This is a genomic window from Polynucleobacter necessarius, from assembly GCF_900096755.1.
Lineage (GTDB): Bacteria > Pseudomonadota > Gammaproteobacteria > Burkholderiales > Burkholderiaceae > Polynucleobacter > Polynucleobacter necessarius_K.
The window spans coordinates 1,683,163-1,705,691 of the sequence record NZ_LT615227.1 but is presented as its reverse complement, the minus strand read 5'-3'; the positions used below and the strand labels follow the sequence as shown (position 1 = coordinate 1,705,691).

The window sequence follows — 22,529 nt, the reverse complement described above, 5'->3', positions numbered from 1 at the left end:
CTCGTAAGTTTGTGCCAACAAGGGTGTTGTGCACTAAGCGCAGGCCTTCTTGGAGTGGCGTACCTACGTGGTTGGTAAATTCAACTGGGGAGGCACCGGTACCACCTTCGGAGCCATCGACCACAATAAAGTCTGGTGTGATATTGGTCTCTAGCATCGCCTTAACAATGCCAAACCATTCCCAGGGGTGGCCAATACAAAGTTTGAAGCCCACAGGCTTGCCGCCAGATAGATCGCGTAGCTTCTGAATAAAATGCATCAGCTCTAAAGGGGATGAGAATGCGCTGTGTGAGTTCGGAGAAATACAACTTTCGCCCACTTTGACACCACGAGCCTCAGCGATTTCTGGGGTGACCTTGGAGCCCGGCAGAATTCCGCCATGGCCAGGCTTAGCACCTTGGCTGAGCTTGATTTCAATCATCTTCACCTGAGGATCAATGGCGTTCTCAGTATATTTATCGGCATTGAATGTGCTATCGGGATTGCGGCAGCCAAAATAGCCAGAGCCAATCTCCCAAATCAAATCACCGCCATGCACGCGGTGGTAGATCGAGATCGATCCTTCGCCGGTGTCGTGGAAGCCCACAGGCTTGCCGCCAGATAGATCGCGTAGCTTCTGAATAAAATGCATCAGCTCTAAAGGGGATGAGAATGCGCTGTGTGAGTTCGGAGAAATACAACTTTCGCCCACTTTGACACCACGAGCCTCAGCGATTTCTGGGGTGACCTTGGAGCCCGGCAGAATTCCGCCATGGCCAGGCTTAGCACCTTGGCTGAGCTTGATTTCAATCATCTTCACCTGAGGATCAATGGCGTTCTCAGTATATTTATCGGCATTGAATGTGCTATCGGGATTGCGGCAGCCAAAATAGCCAGAGCCAATCTCCCAAATCAAATCACCGCCATGCACGCGGTGGTAGATCGAGATCGATCCTTCGCCGGTGTCGTGAGCAAAACCCCCTTTGTAGGCGCCCAGATTTAATGCCATCACGGCATTGGCACTCAATGAACCAAAGCTCATGGCAGAGATGTTAAAAATGCTGGCAGAGTAGGGATGCTTGCAGTCTTTGCCACCAATCGTTACTCGAAAGTCATGGCTTGGTAACTTCGTTGGCATGAGTGATTGATTAATCCATTGATATCCTGGCGCCATGACATCTAAGGTCGCCAATCGTTACTCGAAAGTCATGGCTTGGTAACTTCGTTGGCATGAGTGATTGATTAATCCATTGATATCCTGGCGCCATGACATCTAAGGTCGTACCAAAAGGAATGGAATCGGAGACTGCCTTTGCTCGTGAGTACACCAAGGTTCTTTGCTCACGAGAAAATGGCGCCTCATCGTTATCGCCTTCAATAAAGTATTGACGAATTTCAGGGCGGATGTATTCGAGCATGAAGCGTAAGTGCCCAATGACAGGGTAGTTACGCAAGATCGACATTCTGATTTGCAGTAGGTCATATATACCCACTAGAGTTAATGCGCCAAAGAGAAAAAAGTAACGCCAAGCGCGACTACCCCATGGGCTCTCATTGAGCTCTAAAGTGGCAAAGCTAAATAAAGCCCCAAAAATACAAAGTAGAAAAGGAAGGTATCTGAGGGGGATCAGTTTATTCAGTGGATTAACCATGGCGAACTCTCATTAACATGATCTGAGTATAAGGATTTATCTAATTTTGACTATTTACAAGGCATTCCCCTATGACTACGTAGGAATTTGACTTAAATCAACTCTAAACGTGCTTCAGGGCCCAATAAGGAGTATGGTGAAAGATTCATCGTTATAAATAATAAGAAAACAATGTCTTTAAATCACGCAGTTATTTGGATCGACCATAAAGAAGCCCATGTCATGTTTTTAAGTGCTGACGCTAGCGAAGCAGAAGTCATCAAAACCAAGTCTAGCCATGCGCATTTGCACCACAAGGGTGGGGCGGTTGGTAGCGGCAAATTAGAATTGGATTCTAAATACCTGCATTCAGTTATTCAGGCGGTTAACCTCTCTAAAGAGATTTTGGTTATTGGCCCAGGATCTGCCAAGCTTGAGTTAATTAAGCATGCACACCATCATGATCCTAAAGTTGCAGAGAAGATTGTTGGCGTTGAAACAGTCGATCATCCAACGGATAAAGAAATTTTGGCTTACGCACGTAAGTTCTTTTATAAAGTGGATCAGATGTTATGAAAATTGAGTTCGTAGGGCCAGCAAGTCTGGCTGCTGATGGCGGTGTTATTTATATCGCCAAACTAGATGGCAAAGACGTCCAATGCCACTTCAGTTATGAGGCGCTAGAGGATGTTGACCCCGATTCTGTTTTTGGAGATGCTTTAGAGCATTTCTCTAAACATCAGCTGATGCTCTTATCGGCTGCAGAGAAGAAGTTTATTAAAGGTTTAACTCACAATGGTCAGCTGCAGATTAGTAGTAGCGACTTGCGTCTTGAATAAAGGATGACTATGACTAAAGAAGCATTGGGTCCAGACGGATTGCCTGGCCACGATTATTTCTTAGATGCCGTAAATCATATTGATAAGGCGGTTGCTAGCGAGACTATTGCGATTGGTGCTGCCAAAGGAATTGTCTTTAGCCTAGTAGAGACTCTAGGTGCCATGGTTGGGGATCCTGATCTTCCAAATCATCTGAAATCGGGTTATATGGGTGCTCTCGATCTTGCAGTGGAGTTGGAAGCTAAGTTGGCCAAGAGAAGTAAATAAGCATTTCCTAGTTAAGAAAGAGGAAAGCAAATGGGTGGCCTAGCCACCCATTTTTATTGGATTCACTCAAATCACTTAAAATTACCTTATTGAAATCCTAAGCTATACACATGAAAGTTAATTCCGAGGGGGTATCCTCATCACGCGTTTATCTGCCAGCAGATAAGCAGTACCCCAGTCTCTTGGAGTTCTTTATCCATCAATTTCCCCATCAAGGTGGTGGTAAAGACTGGGGTGGTGTTGGTGAACCAACGATTGCGGGGTTGCAGCGCCTGCAGTGCTCAATGCGATCTATCGTGCTACTGGCAAGCGTTTGCGCACCGTTTCTCTGAAGAACAGTGGCATTAAGTTGGTTTAACGGCACAAGCGCTTTGAAACTATACTTATGAGAAAGAGGTATGTCCCGGCAATATTCTTGCTGGGCATCCTCAATCTCAGTTCAGTGGGCGCACAACCCGTCAGTGGAGTACAAGTAGCGGGAGTGAATGGAGGGGGCGCAGTTTTGAAGCCTCTTACCAGCACCCCAGGTGATCCTATTCGTGGGCGAGCCATTGTTGCTAATCGCCAAACTGGTCTTTGCCTTCTCTGTCATAGCGGGCCATTTCCGGAGGAGCGCTTTCAGGGCAATCTTGCTCCTGAGTTAAGTGTGAGTGCAGGGCGATATACGGTTCCCGAGCTGCGTTGCACGCATTATGGACGCCAGCCGTTTTAATCCCAATACGATCATGCCAAGTTATTACCGGGATGATCATTTGTATCGAGTAGCCGCCAAATTTAAGGGTGAAACTATTTTGAGTGGCCAAGAGATCGAAGATGTTGTTGCCTTTTTAGCAAGTATGAATAATCCAAAATGAATAAGCACACCAATCATTTCATAAGCAACAGTCGGCGCATTTTCCTAGCGGGCCTAGGAAAGTTATCCCTATTGACTGCGGGCGCGTGGTTTACCCCTCAATTTGCATTCGCTAAAAAAGAAGATGCATCCGATGCTACCCAAAAAATTACTGGAAATGCCCCAATCAAAGATGGGCGAGTGAAGTTAGTCATTCCACCCTTGGTGGAAAATGGTAACTTGGTGGTATTGAAGGTGAGTGTCGATAGCCCAATGACGGCCAATGACTATGTCAAAGCAATTCATGTCATTGCGGAAGGAAATCCGTTGCCCAATATCTTCACCGCTTATCTAACACCTCGTTCTGGTACAGCAAACATCACCACACGCGTACGTCTGGCGGATAGTCAGACCGTTTGGGCTATTGCCCAAATGAGTGATGGAAGTTTTTGGAGTGGCTCAGCGGAAACCTTGGTGACCCTGTCTGCTGAGGCTCAAACTAAGCAAAAACAATCTAGCTATGAGCTGATGTCTTCTGAGAACAAGGCAATGCAAGACGATGCCAGCCTTAATCCAGCGATGTTTTGGGTAACCGACGGCCAAGCGCTATGGCAAGAAAAGCTGGGCCCTAAAAATACTGCATGCGCCAGCTGTCACGGTGACGTCAAGCAATCTATGCGTGGTGTTGCGGCTCAGTTTCCGAAAATGATTAAAGGGAAATTGCAGACGCTCGAGGGGCAAATTAACGCTTGCCGAATGAATACCCAAAAAGCACCTCAACTTGCTTATGAAAGCAAAGAGTTGCTATTGCTCACGGCGCTGATTGCGATGCAGTCCAAAGGCATGCAGATTACAGTGCAAAAGAATACTGCCAATGCTGCGCAAATGAATCAAGGCGAACAATGTGGTTCAATAAAAGAATGGGGCAGCTCAACCTTATCGTGCGCTCAGTGTCACGAAGACAGGGCAGGTCTTAAGCTTGGAGGAAGTGTTATTCCTCAGGGTCATCCAAATGCCTACCCCATCTATCGATTGGAGTGGCAGACTCTCGGATCAGTTCAGCGCAGACTGCGCAACTGCATGAGTGGCGTCAGAGCGCAGCAGTTTGACTATGGTTCATCAGAAATGGCTCAGCTAGAACTGTTCCTGATGTGGCGTGCTAAAGGCCTCCTCATGGAATCTCCAGGAGTAAGGCCTTAGGAGTATTAGTCTGAAAAGACTACTGAGGTGGCGCCGTTAATCAACACGCGATCATGTAGGTAGTAGCGCAATGCTCTGGAGAGTACTGTGCGCTCAAGGTCTCTACCTTTGCGCACGAGATCTTCTGGAGTATCGCCATGAGTAACGCGGGTCACGTCTTGCTCAATGATCGGACCTTCATCTAAATCGCTGGTGACAAAGTGTGCGGTTGCGCCAATCAACTTAATGCCGCGCGCATGGGCCTGGTGGTAAGGCTTTGCACCCTTAAAGCTTGGCAGGAAGGAATGGTGAACGTTGATGCAGCGACCAGAAAGCTTGGTAGAGAGTTCATCAGACAAGATTTGCATATAGCGAGCCAAAATCACCATGTCTACTTTAGAGTCAGCAATAATTTCTAAGAGTCTTGCTTCTTGAGCAGGCTTTGTCTCAGCAGTTACTGGCAGATGATAAAAGGGAATGTCGGCAAAATCGATGCTGGCATATACGTCGCGCGGGTGATTGGAAACAATGCCGCAAATGATCATCGGCAATTCACCGATGCGCCAGCGGTAGAGTAAATCTACTAAGCAATGATCTAGTTTGGATGCCATGATGAGTACGCGCTTGAGATCTTTAACGGCGCGTAATTCCCAAGTCAACTCGAAACGCTTAGCGATTTCTAAAAATCCAGCCTTTAGTGCATTATTAGCATCGGAAGGGCAGCTAAAACTCACACGCATAATGAAACGCTTTGATGCTTTGTCATCAAATTGCTGAGCCTCTTCAATGTCGCCGCCTGCCTCGAAGATGTAGGTTGATACTGCGGCAACAATGCCTGGCTTATTAGGGCAGGTGAGCGTGAGGTAATAATTTTCAGTTGTCATGACTTAATTCATCAAAAATGCGAGTAAACCCTGATTTTAGACTGTTCTAGTCTATTGCCTAGCGGGTCTCTGTCGGCAGGTCGTTTGGGCCAAGCAGTGGCGTGCTTTTGTCGGTTACTGGGGGAAGTACAACGTCAATACAGATGGGCTTTGAATCGACGACGTTAAAAAAGCTGCATTCTTTCTTAGTGGCTGCTGAGGCGGCATGTTGTTCTAAAGGGGACTTACCCGTGGTAGCAGTAGAGGCAAGACTGGTCGCTGTCATTGGGTTGGCCGCTGCTGCAGTTGCAACCGTAGCTCCAGCAGAGCTTGCTACGGCACTGCCGCTTGCGCCGATTGCTGCAATTGGCGCAACACAAGCTTGCAAATTCATGAGGCTTAAAAAAGCCAATACATAAGCCCAGTACTTCACCGGGCTTAATGAATATTTATTTTTTAATCTTGCAGAGAACATTAAATACTCCGGCCGCCCATGATTCACTAACGACTGGTTCAAATTTGCTATCCGGTGTTCTCACATCAGATACCACTGCACCTTTACTTTTGCTACCAGAGAATTCTTTAAAAGCGATTGGGCGGTAGCTAACCTCGGGGCAGTTGTATTCATTTAATCCAATGATGGAGCCGACAGTCCTTTTGTTAGTGGGATTAACGCCGGGTTTTTTCAAATCCAACATTGAAACAATTTGGGTCAATTCACCATAAGTGCTGATGGTCTCTAGATCTACATAGACAACCATGACTTCATTTGATCCCAGCTCTTTCCATTCAGCGTGAGCTAGATTGGTAAAGGTGAGTAAAAGTGATGCGATAGAGAGAAGTGAAAGCTTCATTTTTTCATTGCAGAATCCTTAAATGGCGACGATTTGAATCGAACACCTTATTTTAGCGCCTGAAAAAGGCGTTGGTGGGGCTTTTATCGGTTGTTTAACTCGAGTTGACGCTTGGTATTCTCGGGCTTCATTTGTAGCGGGAGATATTGGTTTGTTGCCCAAAGCGAATTCATATTGCGATACAGCGTGCTCTGCACCCAGCCAGATTGGCCTGTTTGGTAAATAAAGATCGATTTTTCAAGATCAGCAAAGTCATAAACCGCGCGCATGCTTGGGGCCTGTATCGTTTCATAAGGATTGCTAGAGCGCAGTAGTTCTAATCGGCCAACGTTCACGGTATTGCTATCACCAGGAAAAGGCGTCGTGATGTTAAATAGTTTGCCAAGCAAGGGAACCTTGCTGAACGGTCGATGTTCTGAAGTGGCTGTATGTGCTTGACCCCAGGACCACTTCTTAGGGTCGTTGCCATATTCTTTGGCGAGATATTCCAAAGCTACATCAAACGCTTTATTGGAAGACTCAAGACAAGTTTCTACCGCGGGTGTTTTTGGATCATCACACCAAGGGCTATTCGGATTTTGGAGTTGCGCAATTAGTGCGCCACGGTAATTTCGGTTGCCATAATTCTCAGTAAACAAATAACTCAATCTTGAGAATAGATTCCGAGTGAGATGATCTGCCCATGCATTAAACAGGAGTGCACCAGGACTGTTGACCTTCATATCCCCATCAAAGTTTTGGACAATCTCAAGTGCTTGCGCTGCCAGTGGATGACTTGGTTGGCTCGATTTAAAGAGTGGCAGCAGGGGGAGCGAGGTTAGCGAGAGCGTATCACCCTGCATAGTTTTCATATATTCCAGGTCATGACTGTTTCTGGATTTAATTAAATCGGAAATTCGGTCATAGCGGGCTGAAAGATCCCGGTCCCCAGTCAGTGGGTTAGGGTCGTTGCTAGAGATAATTCTTTGATTAGCTGTGGCGATCCACCCTTGCTCGGGATTGTTGCTTGCGGGTAAATGATCAAATGGAACGTAGCCATTCCAATCATTTTGCTTTTCCCATCCTGGCGCTACTCCATAGAGTCCGTGGTGCAGCAAACGTTTAGGGGCCACACCAGCAGCTTGGTAGGCAATATTGCCATCGCTATCCGCCATCACCACGTTTTGCATAGGCGCATAGTTTTTTTCGCAGGGCTAATTTAAGCGAATCTAAATCTTTTGCGCGATTCATTTCTAAGAGACCCACAACTGATTGGTTCTCAACATCGAGCGCAGTCCAGCGAAGTGCTAGAGCATAGCGATCGGTATCAATTGCTTTCTTCGCTCTTGCATAGGAATCTGAAATCACTGGCCCATGACGCGTATCTTTAATTAAGAAAGTGATCGAAGGGGAGCCTTTGACATCAATAATTTCTTGGCGAACTTTAAATGGCAGTAGCCCATCAGGTCCGCGATACATCCCTGGATTTTTAGAATCAATTTGCTCGATGTATAAATCTTGTACATCTGGATTGGTATTGGTAAAGCTCCACGCAAATTTATCCGTTCTGCCTAAAACAACCGCCGGAACCCCAGGAAGAGTTCCGCCAATCACGTTGATGCCTGGGGCATCCAAATGGGCAAAGTACCAAATTGCAGGCGCAGACAAGCCCAAATGGGGGTCATTGGCCAATATGGGCTTACCGCTGGCAGTCAGTTTGCCGCTCAAGGCCCAGTTATTGGAGCCCACGCCATCTGTATAGTCAGAAATTGTGAGAGCTCAAGGCGTTGCAATTCTTTATTCCAATTGCCGCCCAAGTCGTAAGCCATCATTAGCATCCAGGCCACGCTATCGGTGGGAGACCAGTGACCTGGTTTTGAGCCAGTTAAAAAGTATTCAATGGGAAGTGCCCAGCCTAATTGGGCATTGCCTGCATTCACGCCATCAGCGTATGCCTGCAAAAGACGTTTGGCTGAAACAGGGTAGCGATCAAATTGATGCTCGGCGGCACGCTTAATTCCCAATGTGCGAATGAAGCGATCAATACTGACAGTTTCTTGACCTAGGATTTCAGAGAGTCGGCCGCTTGCAATACGGCGATTCATTTCTAATTGCCAGGAACGCTCTGAGGCATGAAGGTATCCAAGAGCAAATAGCGCATCTGCTTGGCTATTGGCTTTAATGTGGGGAATATCGGATTCATCAAAGGTAATGACAACTGAATCACCAACCCCCTTAATGATGCGCTTTCCTGAAGGGTTGGATTTTGCGGCAGAAAGATAGACGATGGCAACTGTTAGGAGGGCGGCTATGCCCATTCCCAGCACCCAAATAAGGGGGCGCAAGAATTTGCGGAGTCCAGCCGGATTGCCAGTCGATTTCATCTGAATATTTTAGTAGTTTTGGCAAGATATGCCTCGGGCCGCAAGATGGGGGTTTCCCGTGCCCATTTGGCCTTGCATGCTAAAATTTCGCTTGTCTTGATTTATTTAGCGCTGCAGTTTTCTGCTAGTGCGAGCCCGAGTGGTGAAATCGGTAGACACAGCAGATTTAAAATCTGCCGACTCAAAAAAGTCGTGCCGGTTCGATTCCGGCCTCGGGCACCATCGATATATCGGGTAAGACGTATTTATTTGTTTAGTGCGTCCACACCCTGGTTTACCTTATTCTCTATCTTACGAATTTCATTCGCCATTTCATTTGTTCATGCTTGGTTCTGTCATCCGTTTCCGCATGGGCCGTAGATGTTCTTGAATTCAACTGCAAGCGTTCAGAAAAAGGCTATACCGAAGATTACGAGATGAAAATTACACTTGCTTCTGGCACTCAAAAAGCAAAGGTATTTTTAGATGATCGCGACTTGGATCAGGCGGATGCTTTTGGAACGCAAACTGTTAAAAGTGTCACGCTTGCGCGCCCCAACATTTTTATATTGATAGAAGCTAAGTTTGAACCAGAAGAAATTATGGGCGTTTCATATCCGGCTGGAACTGTAGTGACCAACATTACGCTTGATCCCGCCAGCGGTAAATTCAAGAAGGTCGAGAAAATACAGGGCGGTATTCTGGGTGCGACCATCGGCAACGGTACTCACACCAGCGAAGAGACTTGTTTCCCTTCCAAGGTGCCCTATAGAACTAAATAAAAGACTAAATAAAACACCAAATCAGTCTAATTAGACTCAGTTACAAATCCCAGTTTAGTTAGGCCCGCTCTGCGTGAGGCTGCGAGCACTTGAGCAACATATTCGTATTTAACAGATTTATCTGCACGCAAGTTAATCTCAGGCTGCGGATCCTTTTGTGCAGCTTTCTCAGCATAGCCATCAAACGTTTTGAGATCAATCGCGGTGCTATTCTAAAAGATTTGACCGTTCGCATCAATCGATAGTTGCACGGACTCTGGCTTAACTTCATTGCGTACGTTATTAGCCTTAGGCAATTCCACTTTGACTGCTTGTTGAATCACGGGCAGGGTGATGATGAAGATAATCAATAGCACCAACATGATGTCCACCATAGGAGTCATGTTGATCTCGGCCATGATGCCATCATCGCCTTGGTCGTCTTGAATGTGAAAAGACATTCTTATTCCCCGGAGTTAACGCGTGCGCCAGTCACAAAATACGCTAACAAATCATTACCAAAGCGATTGAGATCGGCGACAAATAATTTGTTTGCACGGTTTAGCGCGTTAAAACCCAAAACCGCTGGAATTGCCACTGCCAAACCAAGGGCTGTCATGATGAGTGCCTCGCCAATTGGGCCGGCAACTTGATCAATCTGAGCGCTGCCTGAGCTGCTAATGGAAATTAAGGCATGGTAGATACCCCACACGGTACCAAATAGGCCAATGAAAGGAGCGATCGCACCGGTGGATCCCAGAGAAAGGTGAGGCCTTTTTGAAGTCCTGCTGCAATGCCATCAATACTGTTCTTAACGCTTCTGGCCATCCACTCAGAGTAATTTAAGGTTTGCAACAGCTCGCGGTGATTGCTTGATTGGCTTTGGTGGTGCGCTGAAGCCTTGGTCGCTGATCTCGCAATTTGATAGAAAGGATTGTTGGCATGATTAGAGAAGGATTGAATGCCCTGCTCAAAAGAAGTGGCGTGCCAAAACTTTTCGAGTTCAGGCTTGAGTTTTCGTAGATTACGCAGATCCCATAGGCGGGTTAGCAAAATCACCCAAGTTACGATCGAACTTGTTAAAAGTACCAATGCTACAAAGCGAGTAATTGCATCTCCTTCGAGCCAAAGATTTGCAATGCCAAATGGTGTATTCATAATGATTAATTCTTAAGATTAAATTTAATTAAGAGATTGGTGGAAATTCGTTGAGGTGAGCCATTCACCAAAAAAGGTTTAAAGCGGTAACGCTTGCCAATATCAGAGGCTGCGCGATCGAGTCTGGGGAGGGTGCTTGATTGCAATAAGGCAACATCTTCTACTTCACCTGTCTCAGAAATAATCAAACGCACAATAGCGGTTCCTTGCTCGCCAGATTTCTTGGAGAACGAAGGGTAGTAAGCATCCGCATCGGGCTGATATACGACAACCAGTTTACCAATGTCCGTCTGAATGGGTGTGCCACTAGCCCCGCCGCTGGTTGCTGGCGCTACAGATGCATTTTGAGTCTGAGACTCACTTTTTTGCTGCTGACTTTGTGGGGTTGGGTTTGATTGAGCTTGGGTAGGCGAAGGCTTTTCAGTAGTCTTCTCGGGTGGCTTTTTCTTAGGCTCTTGCTTCGGCTTTGGGGGAGGAACAGGAGCTGGAGCAGCCGCTTTTTGACCTGCGGTATCCGGGCTCACTAAATTGGCCATGACGCGCGTATCGTCTAGTTTGGGTGGCGGAGCGCTCCAATGCAAAAGATCTAGCGCGGGTAAAGCATGCAGCAAGATAACAATACCAATGATGATGCGTTCCGTTTTATTAAACGGCAGGTGAGAAGAGATCTTGTCTAAAAAAGCGCTCATTACACGTCACCTAATACAGCGCCCAATGCTCTTGTATCTAGTGTATGCAGATTTAAATCGGTAGTTAAAAGATCTTGTGCCATATTTAAAAGTGCGGCGCCGTCTTTGCTGCTGACAAATGTAACCGAGCCCTTGTCGTTTGCATCAACCGACTGATTGATTGATTCCAGCTGTCTTTTGAGTTGCCTTACTACCGCATCACTGGTATCAATCAGTCTAATGGAGTCGCCCAATAATTTGCGAATGGATTTTCGCAAGAAGGGGTAGTGGGTGCAGCCTAGCACCAAAGTATCTGAACCCGCATCTTGAATCGGCTCTAAATGTTTTGCCAATAACTCTAATGTTTCTTCACTGTCGGCCTTGCCTGCTTCAATCAAGGGAACAAGGCCGGCACCCGATTGCTTGATGAACTGGCAATTGCCGGGCAGCGTTGCCAACAGCGCATTGAACTTGTCGCTCTTTAAAGTAGCTTCAGTGGCTAAGACACCCACAATGCCATTTTGAGTTTTCATGGAAGCAGGTTTAATGCCCGGCTCTACGCCGATGACTGGAATAGAAAGATCAGCACGAATCTGTTTGATCGCTTCAGTAGTCGCCGTATTGCAGGCGACTACGATGGCTTCACAACCCTGACTCGCTAAGTATTGGCATAAAGCAAGACTGCGCTGCGCAATCCAATCACTCGATCTCTCGCCATAGGGTGCGTTGGCAGAATCCGCTAGATAGATGTAATCATGCTGCGGAAGCTGGCGTAAAGACTCATCCAAAATGGATAAGCCTCCTACGCCAGAGTCAAATACTCCTATGAGAGCCAATGTCGGGCCAGTAAGTTCTTAAGCAATCTTTACTGGAATACCAGCAATTTTGGCTTGCCACTCTTTAGGACCAGTCTCATGCATCGAGATACCTTCTGAGTTCACGGCAACTGTTACCGGCATGTCTTTGACATCGAATTCATAAATCGCTTCCATGCCTAAATCAGCAAAGCCAACTACTTTAGAGGTCTGGATTGCCTTAGACACTAAGTAAGCGGCGCCACCAACAGCCATCAAATAGGCAGACTTATGTTTCTTGATTGCTTCAATCGCAACTGGACCACGTTCTGCTTTGCCGATCATGGAGATCAAGCCGGTCTTCGCAAGCATCATCTCGGTGAACTTATCCATGCGTGTTGCAGTAGTGGGGCCCGCAGGACCAACCGCTTCTTCACGAGCTGGATCTACTGGACCAACGTAATAGATCACACGATCTTTAAAGCTCACTGGCAATTCTTCGCCTTTGGCGAGCATGTCTTGAATACGCTTATGTGCCGCATCACGGCCAGTCAAAATCTTGCCGTTCAACAATAAGGTTTCACCTGGTTTCCAGCTGGCTACTTCTGCTGCTGTCAGGGTATCTAAATTAACGCGTTTGGATTTCTTGGTATCTGGTGTCCATGTGGCATCTGGCCAATCAGAGAGGGAAGGCTTCTCTAATTTTGCAGGACCATCGCCGTGTAAGTGGAAGTGCACGTGACGGGTGGCAGCACAGTTCGGAATCATCGCCACTGGCAATGAAGCAGCATGTGTTGGGTATTCCATGATCTTGATATCGAGAACAGTAGCTAAACCACCGAGGCCTTGTGCACCAATGCCCAGCTTGTTTACTTTCTCATAGAGCTCTAAGCGCAACTCTTCAGCACGAGTCTTCGCGCCACGAGCGATCAGCTCTTGAATGTCGACCGGACCCATTAAAGATTCTTTAGCCATCAGCATGGCTTTTTCTGGTGTGCCGCCAATACCAATGCCAAGGATGCCGGGAGGGCACCAGCCAGCGCCCATGGTTGGAACAGTTTTCAGAACCCAATCCACAATAGAGTCGGAAGGGTTGAGCATGACCATCTTGGCCTTGTTCTCTGAACCGCCGCCTTTGGCAGCGCAAATGACTTCAACATCATCACCAGGAACGATTTCATAATGGACGACAGCAGGGGTGTTATCGCCTGTGTTTTTGCGTTTGCCTGCAGGATCAGACAATACTGAAGCGCGCAGCATATTGTCTGGGTTGAGGTAAGCGCGACGCACACCCTCATTCACCATCTCGGTAACGCTCATCGTGGCATCAGACCACTGAACGTTCATACCGACTTTGAGGAAAACCACTGCAATACCAGTGTCCTGACACATTGGGCGGTGACCTTCGGCGCACATGCGGCTATTGGTCAGAATTTGAGCGATCGCATCCTTGGCAGCTTCACCTTGTTCGAGCTCATAAGCCTTGCCCATGGCGGTAATGAAGTCCTTTGGGTGGTAGTAGGAAATGAACTGGAATGCATCCGCAACGCTTTGAATGAGGTCGTTTTGTTTGATATTTGTCATGGTTTTTGGCTTATTTCCACATTATTAGTAAGGTTTGCCCTATTTTAAGGGTTTGCCATAGAGCAAATCCCGGGTGTTTTCACTTATCTTCTAAGGTCTTGAGGGTGTACACCCTTCATTTTGCGATATTTTCGCGCATTTGTAGATTTAATTAGTTTATTGATTATTAGATAGAGGGCCTAGAAGCATGGAACCATTAAAACAAGAAAACCGCGTATTTCACCCACCAGAGGATTTTGTTAAGGGCGCGGCTATTCCAGGCATGGAGGCTTATAACAAGCTTTGCGCTGAAGCTGAGAAAGATTATGACGGCTTTTGGGATCGTCTCGCTAAAGAAAATATCTATTGGAAAAAGCCATTCACCAAGGTGTTGGATGAGTCCAAAGCGCCTTTTTACAAATGGTTTGAAGATGGCACAACAAATGCTTCTTATAACTGTTTAGATCGTCAAGTTGAAGCAGGCCTTGGCGACAAGACTGTCATCATTTTTGAAGCAGATGACGGCACGGTTACTAAAGTCACTTACAAAGAAATGCTCGAGCGCGTTTGCAAAATGGCAAATGCACTTCGCAAGATGGGTGTTAAGTCTGGTGACAGCGTCATCATTTACATGGCAATGACTATTGAGGGCATTGTTGCGATGCAAGCGTGTGCTCGTATCGGTGCAATTCACTCTGTTGTGTTTGGCGGCTTCTCTGCACAAGCATTGCGTGATCGCATTATGGACGTTGGCGCGGTTGCAGTGATTACTGCTGATGGCCAGTTCCGTGGCGGTAAAGCTCTGCCATTGAAGGCTATTTGCGATGAAGCGCATTCTACTGGAGAGTGCCCTAAGGTCAAGCATGTGATCGTAAGCAAGCGCACCGGCACAGACGTTGCGATGCAGGCTGGTCGCGATGTTTGGATGCAAGAAATCGTTGCTAATGAAGCAACTACTTGTGAGCCAGAGTGGGTAAGTGCAGAGCACCCATTGTTTATTCTTTACACATCTGGTTCGACTGGTAAGCCAAAGGGCGTACAGCATTCAACTGGCGGCTACCTCTTGTGGGCAATTCTCACAATGAAGTGGACTTTTGACATTAAGCCTAACGATGTGTTCTGGTGTACAGCTGACATCGGTTGGGTAACAGGTCACTCATACATTACTTATGGCCCACTCGCAGTAGGCGCTACTGAGATTGTGTTTGAAGGCGTTCCAACTTATCCAAATGCTGGCCGTTTCTGGGGGATGATCCAAAAACACAAGGCATCTATTTTCTATACAGCACCAACAGCGATTCGTTCATTGATCAAAGCATCAAGCAATGACGAAGCAGTACATCCAAAGAGCTATGACTTATCTTCATTGCGTCTCTTGGGTTCTGTAGGCGAGCCAATCAATCCTGAAGCATGGATGTGGTACTACGAAAACGTTGGCGGCTCACGTTGCCCAATCGCAGATACTTTCTGGCAAACCGAAACTGGCGGTCACATGATCTCCCCATTGCCAGGCGCAACACCAATGATTCCAGGTTCATGCACATTGCCATTGCCAGGTATTCAGGCAGCGATTGTTGACGAAGCTGGTGTAGATGTTCCAAACGGCCAGGGCGGCATCTTGGTTGTTAAGCGCCCATGGCCTTCAATGATTCGTACGATCTGGAATGATGCTGATCGTTTCGTGAAGTCTTATTTCCCAGAAGAGTTGGGCGGTACTTTGTATCTTGCAGGTGACGGCGCAATCCGTAACAAAGATACTGGCTACTTCACCATTACTGGTCGTATCGATGACGTGTTGAACGTTTCCGGTCACCGTATGGGAACAATGGAAATCGAATCTTGCTTAGTTGCTAACCCATTGGTTGCTGAGGCGGCAGTAGTTGGTCGTCCAGATGAGTTAACCGGTGAGGCAATTTGCGTATTCGTGGTTCTCAAAGGCGGCCGTCCAACTGGCGAAGAAGCGAAGAAGGTTGCTACTGAACTGCGTAACTGGGTTGGTAAAGAAATTGGCCCAATCGCTAAACCAAAAGACGTTCGTTTTGGCGATAACTTGCCTAAAACCCGTTCCGGCAAAATCATGCGCCGCTTATTGCGTGTGATCGCTAAAGGCGAAGAGGTTACTCAAGACACTTCAACTTTGGAAAACCCACACATCTTGGACCAGCTCAAAGAGTCTCTATAACTAGCTAAATAGGCTTTTAGAGGCAAACCCTTTCGGCAATCGTATAATCAACGACTATACGGAAGGGTGGATGAGCGGTTTAAGTCACACGCCTGGAAAGCGTGCGTAAGTTAATAGCCTACCGCGGGTTCGAATCCCGCCCCTTCCGCCATGTCAATAGGTATTACAAGGGTTTGTAGAGATACAACGCCCTTGTTACCAAAAGCGTTACCAAAGCCATCCTTCGGGGTGGCTTTTCTTTTGGCGCCGATGGTCTGCTTTCGGCCAATAGCAGTCTTTAACAGGGCTCAGATGATTGGGAGCGCTTCCAAGGTGTAAGAGGTTTTTTGGATTAGAATCTCGAAAGTTATGAATTTCCGCAAAAACCGCCTCATTCACTGGATTGCTGCTCTAGCAATCGCAATGAGTGCGCTTGCGCCAGCAGTTTCTCAGGCGGTATCGCTAGCGAAGCATCATGGTCAAGGATTTGCCATGGAAATTTGTGCAGCTGATGGCACCAAGTTACAGATCAATACTCAAGGTGAAGATCAAGCAGATCTCGCAGAAGCGCAGCCATGCCCGTATTGCATTGCTCACACAGCCATTACGCCAGCATTCAATACCAACCTCACATTCCAAGCGCCGCAAACACTTGCTTTGCTGCCGCAGCTTTTCTATCAATCACCCAAGCCTCTCGCTGTTTGGGTAACGCCCCCTTCAGCAGCACCTCCTACAAAAGCCTAAATCTTTTTAGGGCATAGCGTATAGCTATGTAGTTGCGGCGATATTGCCGCGAATTTGTGTTGAGTTAAAAATGAGATTAAAAAAATAGTAGTTGCAATGGGGGTGTTATCGCTTATGCCTAGCGTTTATTCCGCAGAGCCATCAATACCGCCAGTAATTGTATCGGGATGGAATGACAATTTGGACTCTAATAGCCCGAAAAATCCCTTTAGAACTACTGCGCCAAGTAGCGAATCCCATGTGGAGGTGATTACAAGGGAGCAAATTGAAGAGCTGCATGCTACAAGTATTTTCGAAGTGATGAATACGGCGTCAGGCGTTGTGAGTACCCTTGGTAGTAGAAAAGGTGGGTTTGGTGGTTTGTTGATTCGAGGAGATTCAAATTTCCGCTGGATTATTGATGGCGCCTATTTGCAGCCCGATACGGCCTCAAGAATCTTGGCGGCACTCCCAGTATTTTCGATACAAGAAATCAAAATTGTCCGCGGTTCAAGCTCATTAACACTGGGGCCGATGGTGGGTTCTGCAACTGCAAGCGGTGCGCCAGTAGACGGATTTGTAGTTGTTGAAACGAAAAAGCCCAGAAAAGACGAAGTTCAACTTAGAGGCTCGGCAGGGACTTACAACTCCTATCAAGCCGACGTTTGGGCCGGAAAAACAATGAGCGATCAAGATATGAAAGCTTACGTTGCCGGATTGGCCTTTAAAAATAGCACCGATGGACCAAATGAAACGGTTTATAACTCTCTGACATATAACGCTGGAAGTCAAACCGGTGGAGGGCTTATTAAAGGAGGTATGCAAGCTTACGGACTTAATATTGATGTGATGGGGTATGTAGCCCGCGGCACTTCGCAAATACAAAACTATAACAAGAGTTTTTCCTCAACAACAGCGCCGGGCAATTGGAATGCAAACCCTTCAGATAATGATTTATTTATCCTTAATGCAACAAAAAATCCTGGGATGAGAGCAATACAACCTTAGCAAGCATCTCAAGAAATACGAGTTATCAAAACCTTAACACACCAAAGACATTAACCGCTCCAGCGGCATCATATAGCAATAACAACGAAAATAACTTCATGAACCTAAAGCATGTATTCGCACAAGATACTTATCGCGTAACTTTGGGTGCGGATTATCTTCATTGGAATAATCCAACGGGCATGAATTATTACGAAGGCGTCCAACGTGAGGAAAGCACCACGGGTTTATTTACACAGCTACACAGCTAGAAAAATCCTTTTTAGATAAGGATTTAAATTTTGACGTCAGTTATCGACAAGATCAAGTAAAGGTACAGCATGGCCTTGACTCATACTTTGGCGGTCAAGCGGGCCAAAGAAACGCATCGCTGCAGTATTCAAATAGAACTTTGAATCCTGCAAAGTTCTACACTCTAGGTGCTCAATATCGAGTAATGCCTGAGACGAAAGTAAATGCAAGATACGGTGGCGCAAACCAATCCCCTCAAAATGTGACGCCGATGCCTGGAGTGACGCTGGGAAATGATCAACAAACCAAAATTGAATTTGGTGTCGAGCAAAAAGTATCGCCCCTATTAAATCCAGCGGTCAACTATTTCTCTAGGCAGGTTACAAATGAAAAAATCTTGGGTGGATACAATAGGCTATCAGGCGTACCAGTAACGAATTGTTCATTGGCTGAGTCCGCTGTGATAGGTCAAACAACCGGAATTTATGCCGCTTGTTACAACCAAAGTAATACCAATCGAAGCGGTATTGAGTATTCGACCCAAGGTGTCTTTGCTGAAAGAAGTAACTATCGAGCAAGTTGGACAAATTTCACTATGCTTAGTGGAGCATATACAAGTCTGGTTACCCCAAGAAATATTGGCGATTTTACATTTGCTCATGGCATTGATAAGTTCACTTTAACCGGTAGTGTTAAGTATGTTGCTCAATACTATGGAATTACTGCTACCTCAACAGTTCCAACTGTCAAAATTGGAAATTACACCAATTTTGATGCTGGTATAAGTTATGGCATGCTGGTGGATTCAGTTGCACTTACCACTACCTTATATGGTAAAAATTTATCCAACAACAAATATCAAACAACCACCGGTATTCAGGACTGGGGTCGTGTATTTGGTGTAGAACTTATAGCGAAATTTCAATAATGAAAAGTAAAAAACCTTGGGCATTACGCCGCATCCATTTTTGGGTTGGCACTATTCTTGCCTTGCCCTTTTTGTTGATGGCGCTTAGTGGTGTTTTCATATCCATGCGAAGCGTTACTAATATTAAGGTCCCCTTAAGCTGGTCAAGCGCGGAAAAAGTTCCCGAGCACCTGCCAGTAATGGCTTATCTAGAAACTGGCAAAGATGTTGTCTGGGTTGGAAATGCTCAGGGATTGCATAAAGTCAGTGATGGCGTTGCAGAGGAGATTGCACATTTCTCGGGGCAGGAGATTATGTTTCTTGCGGCTTTGCCAAACAAGCCATTCCCCTTGGTGGCAACCAAAATGGCGGTATGGGCAATTACTCCAGATGGTGAATGGAAGCCATTAGTGCGTGGTAGGGTAAGGCAACTTGCCTTATTACCTGATGGTCGGGTCTTGGCTATTGCTGGCGGTAGGGGTGAGATGGCTGATGGTAAGCCTATGGCAACTTCCGATGGAATGCGTTGGGAGCCATACATGCCCGTGATGAAAGCAAATCGAGCGCTTCCTGAATTGGAGAATCCTAAGATTGCTCTGCACCAATGGATGCGCGAGTTGCATTCTGGGGCTTATTTTTTTTGGTAAAGGTATTGGTGAAATGGTCTGGAGCAATATTCTAGGCTGGATTCTTGCGCTTCTAGTTCTGACTGGTTTATGGATGTGGATTAAAACTGTTAAGCGGAATGGTTAACAGAAAATGATGTATTTGATTCTATTCAGCTTGGCTACTGTTGTTGTAGTAATTGGCTTATTTGCATATGGGCTAACAATCTTGTTTGGAAATGTAGTAAGCCATAAAAGGATGATCCAGGCAGTTGAACGGCAACTATCACTATCAATTAATGGTGAAAATCTTTTAATTGAAGAGGGGGTATTGCTAAATACTCTTTGGGCCCACTTGCCAGAGGCCGATTGCAAGGAGGGGGAGTGCGGCGGTTGCCGAGTAAAGAGCTTCTCAAGGGGGATATTGAATGGATAAGAAAGCCCATTTACCAATTGATAGATCCAGCCCACATATTGCCCTGTAGTTGCAAAGCTAAAACATCGCTAGTCTGTGAACTAATCACTTGAATTCTCAAGCCTTTTTGGCAATGGCTTCAGGATACATACATGTCTTACAGCGTCCGCTTAAGCAAGAAGTGGAAATAGTCGATAAAGTCCTCATATCATGAATTTCCATAAAAACCGCCTCATTCACTGGATTGCTGCCCTAGCAATCGCAATGAGTGCGCTTGCACCAGCAGTTTCACAAGCGGTACCCCAGTAGATTTAAAGGCTAAAAATACTGGTTACAATCAAATCGGGTCTAAATTTATGTCAATGCGCTTATATAGATGCTGTTTATCGCTGCTTTCATTAACCCTTTTTGCCTGCGCAACCCAGTCAGGCGTATGGGTCAAGAGTGATACGGCGCCTCTCCAATTTAATCAAGACAACTATGCCTGTCTTCAGGAGTCGCAGCAACCTTATGGATATGCTCAAGGTGGTTATGGTTGGAGCAACGGTTGGGGTCCTGGGCGGGGTGGGTATAACGGCTACTCTGGAGTCCAAACAAATCAAGAGCTTTATTCAGCATGTATGAAAGCGCGTGGCTACAGTTGGCAACCGGATAAACTTCCCGGCCAATAAACACCGTTCTTTATATCAGTACTAACCTTTTACACTAATGACGGGTATAAGTCAGTCGTATCTCCTAAGCCTAGTTCGGTTGTTTGGTTGTGATTCGGTCAGCAGCAGTCAGTAGGCGAGAAGTTGTAGGTATGCCGTTTAAAAACTACAAACTCGGCTCTGGGTCATATGTAGGTAAATACATATGCCAACCTATAAACTGTTCTAAGAGTTGTATACGTCTCATCAGGTAACTTTACCGCCCAAATCATGAATGGCGCCCCATTTAACTTATTCATATCGGCCGATGAGCGGTTCCCACTGGAGCTCTATAAGAATGGCAAAACTGTAGATCAGGGCATGGTCTATGCCATTGGCAAAATTGCGATGATTACCAAAAACTCTAGTGGTATTAAGCTGGTAAATGACAAAGCAGAATTAGCCAGAGCCATTGCTAAGCCTGAGTTAGCCCCTTATGGCAAAGCCGCAGTTGAGTATATGAAGGCAGAAGGCTTATGGGATTTGGCTAAATGGTATTTGGCGATAACATTGGCGTTGCTACGATGTATGCCTCTACTGGTGCCGCAGATGTTGGCTTTACTGCGCTGTCTTTGGCGCAATCACCAGAGCTTGCCAAACTGACAAACTATCTTGTGGTGAACGACAAGCTATATGAGCCAATTAAGCAAAGAATGGTTGTGATTAAAGGCGCACCCCAAGAAGCTACCGATTTATATCAATTCATGCAGACGCCTAAAGCTAAAGAGATTTTGGTCAAGTACGGATACGCAGTTCCAAAGTAAAAAGTCTAGCATTCATGGCCCTAGCCGAATTGGCCGCAGGCCACTACTAATTCGAAAACCACCCTCGGGTGGTTTTTCTTTGGGCATCTGCATTGGGTCGTTAGCGGTCATTGCGGAGGAATGTTCCGCCGTCGGTCTAATGTCTATATCGGTTTGCGCCTAGTGAATGTAAGGTTACCAAAGATTGTTACCAAGCTGCAGCTAGTTTTTGTTGGCGCACACTCAGCTTTACTGGACATCTTAAATGTTCAAGTGGGGCACCCCTGATGTTTTTTCTATAAATCGACCCNCACCCACCCGGCACCCCCCATTTTTAGAATGGGCCCCATCCAGGTCACCCTTACACATTAATTTGCTCAAACGATTGGATCTTTTTGCAAATAATGTCAATTTAACTGGTATCTACTTGTCACCTTCATGGTCGCGAAGGGTTGCAAGGATTGCGAGGGCGAGCTGTTCCGGATCATTCATATCGTATTTCACATAACCAGCGGGTTCCCGACCCCTTATATATTCGCCATTAAATAGATTTATGTGGTCACCTATATCTCGCAATGTCAGCAATATGATTGATGACTTTCTATGGTTTTCTTCTGACCGCTTTGTTCTTTCGCCATTCTTATACCGAGGATGGTCCGCACCTCGTATAACATTTCTACTTTTGTGAGCTCCATGCATCCTACATGCTTTAGTCCCAAACGCAGCGGGGTTGTTGCAGGGAAGCCGAGTTCTTTTTGATCTGCATCCTGATCTGCATCCGCACAATTTGGCGCCATGCATGCTTACGCTGGGTAACGGCATTTGACACCCCTCTGCACTATATTTGAGGGGTCTTTAAGGCAATTAAAATCAATTTCCTTGAGACCCATGCAAAGACTCATAGTATGGTGACTCTCGGGTATCCACCACGTTGTGGAAATAGCTTGATTAGCCCGTGCCACTCTAGTCTTTTCAAAATACCTTGGCGTGTTTGACGGGTAAGACCAGTCACATCATCAATTTTTGAATCTAGCTTGATTGTTTTGGAGCAAGCAATACCGGCATAAAACCAAAGCATGACGGCAACCAGTTCTGTAGATCCACCAAGATTATTCACCTTCTTTAGCCAATCCAATGGAATTGGTCCCTTGATGAATAACCCGGGCTGCCTTTTAGGTAATGGGTTTGGTTTATTGGGCATACAAATGCCTAATTCTTTATCAAGATCAATATCTCTGAGTGAAAATGATTTGGTTTGTATGTATGTATGTATGTATGTATGTATGTATGTATGTATGTATGTGGCCATAGTTATTC

The 22,529-nt window shown here is 46.2% G+C and carries 28 protein-coding genes, 2 tRNA genes and 2 pseudogenes; 18 read left to right on the top strand and 14 right to left on the bottom strand.

The window, feature by feature from the left end; translation table 11 throughout:
- Both DXE27_RS09915 and DXE27_RS09910 read right to left on the bottom strand, forming a co-directional pair.
- On the bottom strand, positions 1-1,117 hold a 1,117-nt coding region (locus tag DXE27_RS09915), incomplete at its 3' end, for a glutamate synthase-related protein (protein WP_145980550.1).
- 10 nt (positions 1,118-1,127) lie between these two features.
- Complete coding sequence (locus DXE27_RS09910; RefSeq protein ID WP_231969764.1) at positions 1,128-1,631, bottom strand: hypothetical protein; 504 nt, start codon at positions 1,629-1,631, stop codon at positions 1,128-1,130.
- A gap of 171 nt (positions 1,632-1,802) precedes the next feature.
- Here DXE27_RS09910 and DXE27_RS08865 point away from each other — a divergent pair, with 171 nt between their 5' ends.
- From DXE27_RS08865 to DXE27_RS09905, 7 genes are all read left to right on the top strand, one after another.
- Complete coding sequence (locus tag DXE27_RS08865) at positions 1,803-2,186, top strand: translational machinery protein (RefSeq protein ID WP_128113665.1); 384 nt, start codon at positions 1,803-1,805, stop codon at positions 2,184-2,186.
- Positions 2,183-2,449, top strand: coding sequence for a DUF1488 family protein (locus tag DXE27_RS08860; protein ID WP_128113664.1), 267 nt, complete (start codon positions 2,183-2,185; stop codon positions 2,447-2,449). Before DXE27_RS08865 ends, DXE27_RS08860 begins: the two co-directional genes overlap by 4 nt.
- A 9-nt stretch (positions 2,450-2,458) precedes the next feature.
- The gene (locus tag DXE27_RS08855) at positions 2,459-2,716 is read left to right on the top strand and encodes a hypothetical protein (protein ID WP_128113760.1); all 258 of its coding nucleotides are present in this window, start codon (positions 2,459-2,461) and stop codon (positions 2,714-2,716) included.
- A gap of 110 nt (positions 2,717-2,826) precedes the next feature.
- On the top strand, positions 2,827-3,048 hold the full coding sequence (locus DXE27_RS09395; RefSeq protein WP_197712409.1) for a hypothetical protein: 222 nt from the start codon (positions 2,827-2,829) through the stop codon (positions 3,046-3,048).
- Between the two features lie 53 nt (positions 3,049-3,101).
- Entirely contained in the window at positions 3,102-3,428 is a 327-nt protein-coding gene (locus DXE27_RS08845) for a cytochrome c family protein (protein WP_231969763.1), read from the top strand.
- 13 nt (positions 3,429-3,441) lie between these two features.
- Positions 3,442-3,570 (top strand): cytochrome c family protein, encoded by a 129-nt coding sequence (locus DXE27_RS10185; protein ID WP_269459824.1) that lies wholly within the window; start codon positions 3,442-3,444, stop codon positions 3,568-3,570.
- On the top strand, positions 3,567-4,748 hold the full coding sequence (locus DXE27_RS09905; RefSeq protein WP_231969762.1) for a SoxY-related AACIE arm protein: 1,182 nt from the start codon (positions 3,567-3,569) through the stop codon (positions 4,746-4,748). The genes DXE27_RS10185 and DXE27_RS09905 overlap by 4 nt, the downstream gene beginning before the upstream one ends.
- 5 nt (positions 4,749-4,753) lie before the next feature.
- Here DXE27_RS09905 and purU read toward each other — a convergent pair whose 3' ends face one another.
- From purU to DXE27_RS10170, 6 genes are all read right to left on the bottom strand, one after another.
- Positions 4,754-5,611: a formyltetrahydrofolate deformylase gene (purU, locus tag DXE27_RS08835; RefSeq protein ID WP_128113663.1), complete on the bottom strand. Its 858-nt coding sequence runs from the start codon at positions 5,609-5,611 to the stop codon at positions 4,754-4,756.
- Positions 5,612-5,669: 58 nt separating this feature from the next.
- Positions 5,670-6,065, bottom strand: a complete 396-nt coding sequence (locus tag DXE27_RS08830) for a hypothetical protein (RefSeq protein WP_128113662.1) — start codon at positions 6,063-6,065, stop codon at positions 5,670-5,672.
- Positions 6,040-6,444 carry a surface-adhesin E family protein gene (locus DXE27_RS08825; RefSeq protein WP_128113661.1) on the bottom strand — a complete coding sequence of 135 codons (405 nt, stop codon included), beginning with the start codon at positions 6,442-6,444 and terminating at the stop codon, positions 6,040-6,042. The genes DXE27_RS08830 and DXE27_RS08825 overlap by 26 nt, the downstream gene beginning before the upstream one ends.
- A gap of 83 nt (positions 6,445-6,527) precedes the next feature.
- Positions 6,528-7,613: a penicillin acylase family protein gene (locus DXE27_RS10180; RefSeq protein WP_269459823.1), complete on the bottom strand. Its 1,086-nt coding sequence runs from the start codon at positions 7,611-7,613 to the stop codon at positions 6,528-6,530.
- The gene (locus DXE27_RS10175) at positions 7,588-8,151 is read right to left on the bottom strand and encodes a penicillin acylase family protein (RefSeq protein ID WP_269459822.1); all 564 of its coding nucleotides are present in this window, start codon (positions 8,149-8,151) and stop codon (positions 7,588-7,590) included. The genes DXE27_RS10180 and DXE27_RS10175 overlap by 26 nt, the downstream gene beginning before the upstream one ends.
- Positions 8,148-8,807 (bottom strand): penicillin acylase family protein, encoded by a 660-nt coding sequence (locus tag DXE27_RS10170; RefSeq protein WP_269459821.1) that lies wholly within the window; start codon positions 8,805-8,807, stop codon positions 8,148-8,150. Before DXE27_RS10170 ends, DXE27_RS10175 begins: the two co-directional genes overlap by 4 nt.
- Positions 8,808-8,940: 133 nt before the next feature.
- Between DXE27_RS10170 and DXE27_RS08815 the strand changes: the two genes are divergently transcribed.
- Positions 8,941-9,029: transfer RNA gene (locus tag DXE27_RS08815), tRNA-Leu, on the top strand.
- 104 nt (positions 9,030-9,133) lie between these two features.
- Positions 9,134-9,568, top strand: a complete 435-nt coding sequence (locus DXE27_RS08810; protein WP_231969761.1) for a hypothetical protein — start codon at positions 9,134-9,136, stop codon at positions 9,566-9,568.
- A 26-nt stretch (positions 9,569-9,594) separates the two neighbouring features.
- Here DXE27_RS08810 and DXE27_RS08805 read toward each other — a convergent pair.
- The 5 genes and pseudogenes from DXE27_RS08805 to DXE27_RS08785 all read right to left on the bottom strand — a co-directional run bounded on the left by DXE27_RS08805 (position 9,595) and on the right by DXE27_RS08785 (position 13,751).
- Positions 9,595-10,008: pseudogene (locus tag DXE27_RS08805) on the bottom strand (ExbD/TolR family protein).
- A gap of 2 nt (positions 10,009-10,010) precedes the next feature.
- Positions 10,011-10,705 (bottom strand): annotated as a pseudogene (locus DXE27_RS08800) (MotA/TolQ/ExbB proton channel family protein).
- A gap of 5 nt (positions 10,706-10,710) precedes the next feature.
- A complete protein-coding gene (locus DXE27_RS08795) occupies positions 10,711-11,394 on the bottom strand; it encodes an energy transducer TonB (protein ID WP_128113659.1) in 684 nt (227 codons plus the stop codon).
- Complete coding sequence (gene murI / locus DXE27_RS08790; RefSeq protein ID WP_128113658.1) at positions 11,394-12,209, bottom strand: glutamate racemase; 816 nt, start codon at positions 12,207-12,209, stop codon at positions 11,394-11,396. Before murI ends, DXE27_RS08795 begins: the two co-directional genes overlap by 1 nt.
- 18 nt (positions 12,210-12,227) lie before the next feature.
- Positions 12,228-13,751, bottom strand: a complete 1,524-nt coding sequence (locus DXE27_RS08785) for a fumarate hydratase (protein ID WP_128113657.1) — start codon at positions 13,749-13,751, stop codon at positions 12,228-12,230.
- Between the two features lie 187 nt (positions 13,752-13,938).
- Between DXE27_RS08785 and acs the strand changes: the two genes are divergently transcribed.
- The 9 genes from acs (at position 13,939) to DXE27_RS10165 (ending at position 21,233) form a co-directional block, all read left to right on the top strand.
- Positions 13,939-15,912: an acetate--CoA ligase gene (acs, locus tag DXE27_RS08780; RefSeq protein ID WP_128113656.1), complete on the top strand. Its 1,974-nt coding sequence runs from the start codon at positions 13,939-13,941 to the stop codon at positions 15,910-15,912.
- Positions 15,913-15,972: 60 nt separating this feature from the next.
- Positions 15,973-16,063: transfer RNA gene (locus DXE27_RS08775), tRNA-Ser, on the top strand.
- 197 nt (positions 16,064-16,260) lie between these two features.
- Positions 16,261-16,635, top strand: coding sequence for a DUF2946 domain-containing protein (locus DXE27_RS08770; RefSeq protein WP_128113655.1), 375 nt, complete (start codon positions 16,261-16,263; stop codon positions 16,633-16,635).
- Positions 16,636-16,875: 240 nt separating this feature from the next.
- On the top strand, positions 16,876-17,622 hold the full coding sequence (locus DXE27_RS08765; RefSeq protein ID WP_231969760.1) for a TonB-dependent receptor: 747 nt from the start codon (positions 16,876-16,878) through the stop codon (positions 17,620-17,622).
- Positions 17,623-17,720: 98 nt separating this feature from the next.
- Positions 17,721-17,873, top strand: coding sequence for a hypothetical protein (locus DXE27_RS08985; protein ID WP_172457138.1), 153 nt, complete (start codon positions 17,721-17,723; stop codon positions 17,871-17,873).
- A 140-nt stretch (positions 17,874-18,013) separates the two neighbouring features.
- Complete coding sequence (locus DXE27_RS08760) at positions 18,014-18,781, top strand: TonB-dependent receptor (protein ID WP_128113653.1); 768 nt, start codon at positions 18,014-18,016, stop codon at positions 18,779-18,781.
- Positions 18,781-19,407 carry a hypothetical protein gene (locus DXE27_RS08755; protein ID WP_128113652.1) on the top strand — a complete coding sequence of 209 codons (627 nt, stop codon included), beginning with the start codon at positions 18,781-18,783 and terminating at the stop codon, positions 19,405-19,407. Before DXE27_RS08760 ends, DXE27_RS08755 begins: the two co-directional genes overlap by 1 nt.
- Positions 19,408-20,700: 1,293 nt before the next feature.
- Complete coding sequence (locus tag DXE27_RS10485; RefSeq protein WP_197712388.1) at positions 20,701-21,072, top strand: substrate-binding domain-containing protein; 372 nt, start codon at positions 20,701-20,703, stop codon at positions 21,070-21,072.
- Positions 20,961-21,233 carry a substrate-binding domain-containing protein gene (locus DXE27_RS10165; RefSeq protein ID WP_269459820.1) on the top strand — a complete coding sequence of 91 codons (273 nt, stop codon included), beginning with the start codon at positions 20,961-20,963 and terminating at the stop codon, positions 21,231-21,233. The genes DXE27_RS10485 and DXE27_RS10165 overlap by 112 nt, the downstream gene beginning before the upstream one ends.
- 877 nt (positions 21,234-22,110) lie before the next feature.
- Here DXE27_RS10165 and DXE27_RS08745 read toward each other — a convergent pair.
- Positions 22,111-22,413, bottom strand: coding sequence for a hypothetical protein (locus DXE27_RS08745; protein ID WP_128113651.1), 303 nt, complete (start codon positions 22,411-22,413; stop codon positions 22,111-22,113).
- Positions 22,414-22,529 lie beyond the last annotated feature (116 nt).

Coding starts and splice junctions, on each gene's coding strand:
- DXE27_RS08825 (WP_128113661.1), bottom strand. CDS start 6,444: ATGAAGCTTTCACTTCTCTCTATCGCATCACTTTTACTCACCTTTACC.
- DXE27_RS10180 (WP_269459823.1), bottom strand. CDS start 7,613: ATGCAAAACGTGGTGATGGCGGATAGCGATGGCAATATTGCCTACCAA.
- DXE27_RS08845 (WP_231969763.1), top strand. CDS start 3,102: ATGAGAAAGAGGTATGTCCCGGCAATATTCTTGCTGGGCATCCTCAAT.
- DXE27_RS08745 (WP_128113651.1), bottom strand. CDS start 22,413: ATGCCCAATAAACCAAACCCATTACCTAAAAGGCAGCCCGGGTTATTC.
- DXE27_RS10185 (WP_269459824.1), top strand. CDS start 3,442: ATGCCAAGTTATTACCGGGATGATCATTTGTATCGAGTAGCCGCCAAA.
- DXE27_RS08785 (WP_128113657.1), bottom strand. CDS start 13,751: ATGACAAATATCAAACAAAACGACCTCATTCAAAGCGTTGCGGATGCA.
- DXE27_RS09395 (WP_197712409.1), top strand. CDS start 2,827: ATGAAAGTTAATTCCGAGGGGGTATCCTCATCACGCGTTTATCTGCCA.
- DXE27_RS10485 (WP_197712388.1), top strand. CDS start 20,701: ATGAATGGCGCCCCATTTAACTTATTCATATCGGCCGATGAGCGGTTC.
- DXE27_RS08830 (WP_128113662.1), bottom strand. CDS start 6,065: ATGTTCTCTGCAAGATTAAAAAATAAATATTCATTAAGCCCGGTGAAG.
- acs (WP_128113656.1), top strand. CDS start 13,939: ATGGAACCATTAAAACAAGAAAACCGCGTATTTCACCCACCAGAGGAT.
- DXE27_RS08755 (WP_128113652.1), top strand. CDS start 18,781: ATGAAAAGTAAAAAACCTTGGGCATTACGCCGCATCCATTTTTGGGTT.
- DXE27_RS08855 (WP_128113760.1), top strand. CDS start 2,459: ATGACTAAAGAAGCATTGGGTCCAGACGGATTGCCTGGCCACGATTAT.
- DXE27_RS09905 (WP_231969762.1), top strand. CDS start 3,567: ATGAATAAGCACACCAATCATTTCATAAGCAACAGTCGGCGCATTTTC.
- DXE27_RS10165 (WP_269459820.1), top strand. CDS start 20,961: ATGGTATTTGGCGATAACATTGGCGTTGCTACGATGTATGCCTCTACT.
- DXE27_RS08770 (WP_128113655.1), top strand. CDS start 16,261: ATGAATTTCCGCAAAAACCGCCTCATTCACTGGATTGCTGCTCTAGCA.
- DXE27_RS08860 (WP_128113664.1), top strand. CDS start 2,183: ATGAAAATTGAGTTCGTAGGGCCAGCAAGTCTGGCTGCTGATGGCGGT.
- DXE27_RS08795 (WP_128113659.1), bottom strand. CDS start 11,394: ATGAGCGCTTTTTTAGACAAGATCTCTTCTCACCTGCCGTTTAATAAA.
- DXE27_RS08985 (WP_172457138.1), top strand. CDS start 17,721: ATGAACCTAAAGCATGTATTCGCACAAGATACTTATCGCGTAACTTTG.
- DXE27_RS10170 (WP_269459821.1), bottom strand. CDS start 8,807: ATGAAATCGACTGGCAATCCGGCTGGACTCCGCAAATTCTTGCGCCCC.
- purU (WP_128113663.1), bottom strand. CDS start 5,611: ATGACAACTGAAAATTATTACCTCACGCTCACCTGCCCTAATAAGCCA.
- DXE27_RS08865 (WP_128113665.1), top strand. CDS start 1,803: ATGTCTTTAAATCACGCAGTTATTTGGATCGACCATAAAGAAGCCCAT.
- DXE27_RS09910 (WP_231969764.1), bottom strand. CDS start 1,631: ATGGTTAATCCACTGAATAAACTGATCCCCCTCAGATACCTTCCTTTT.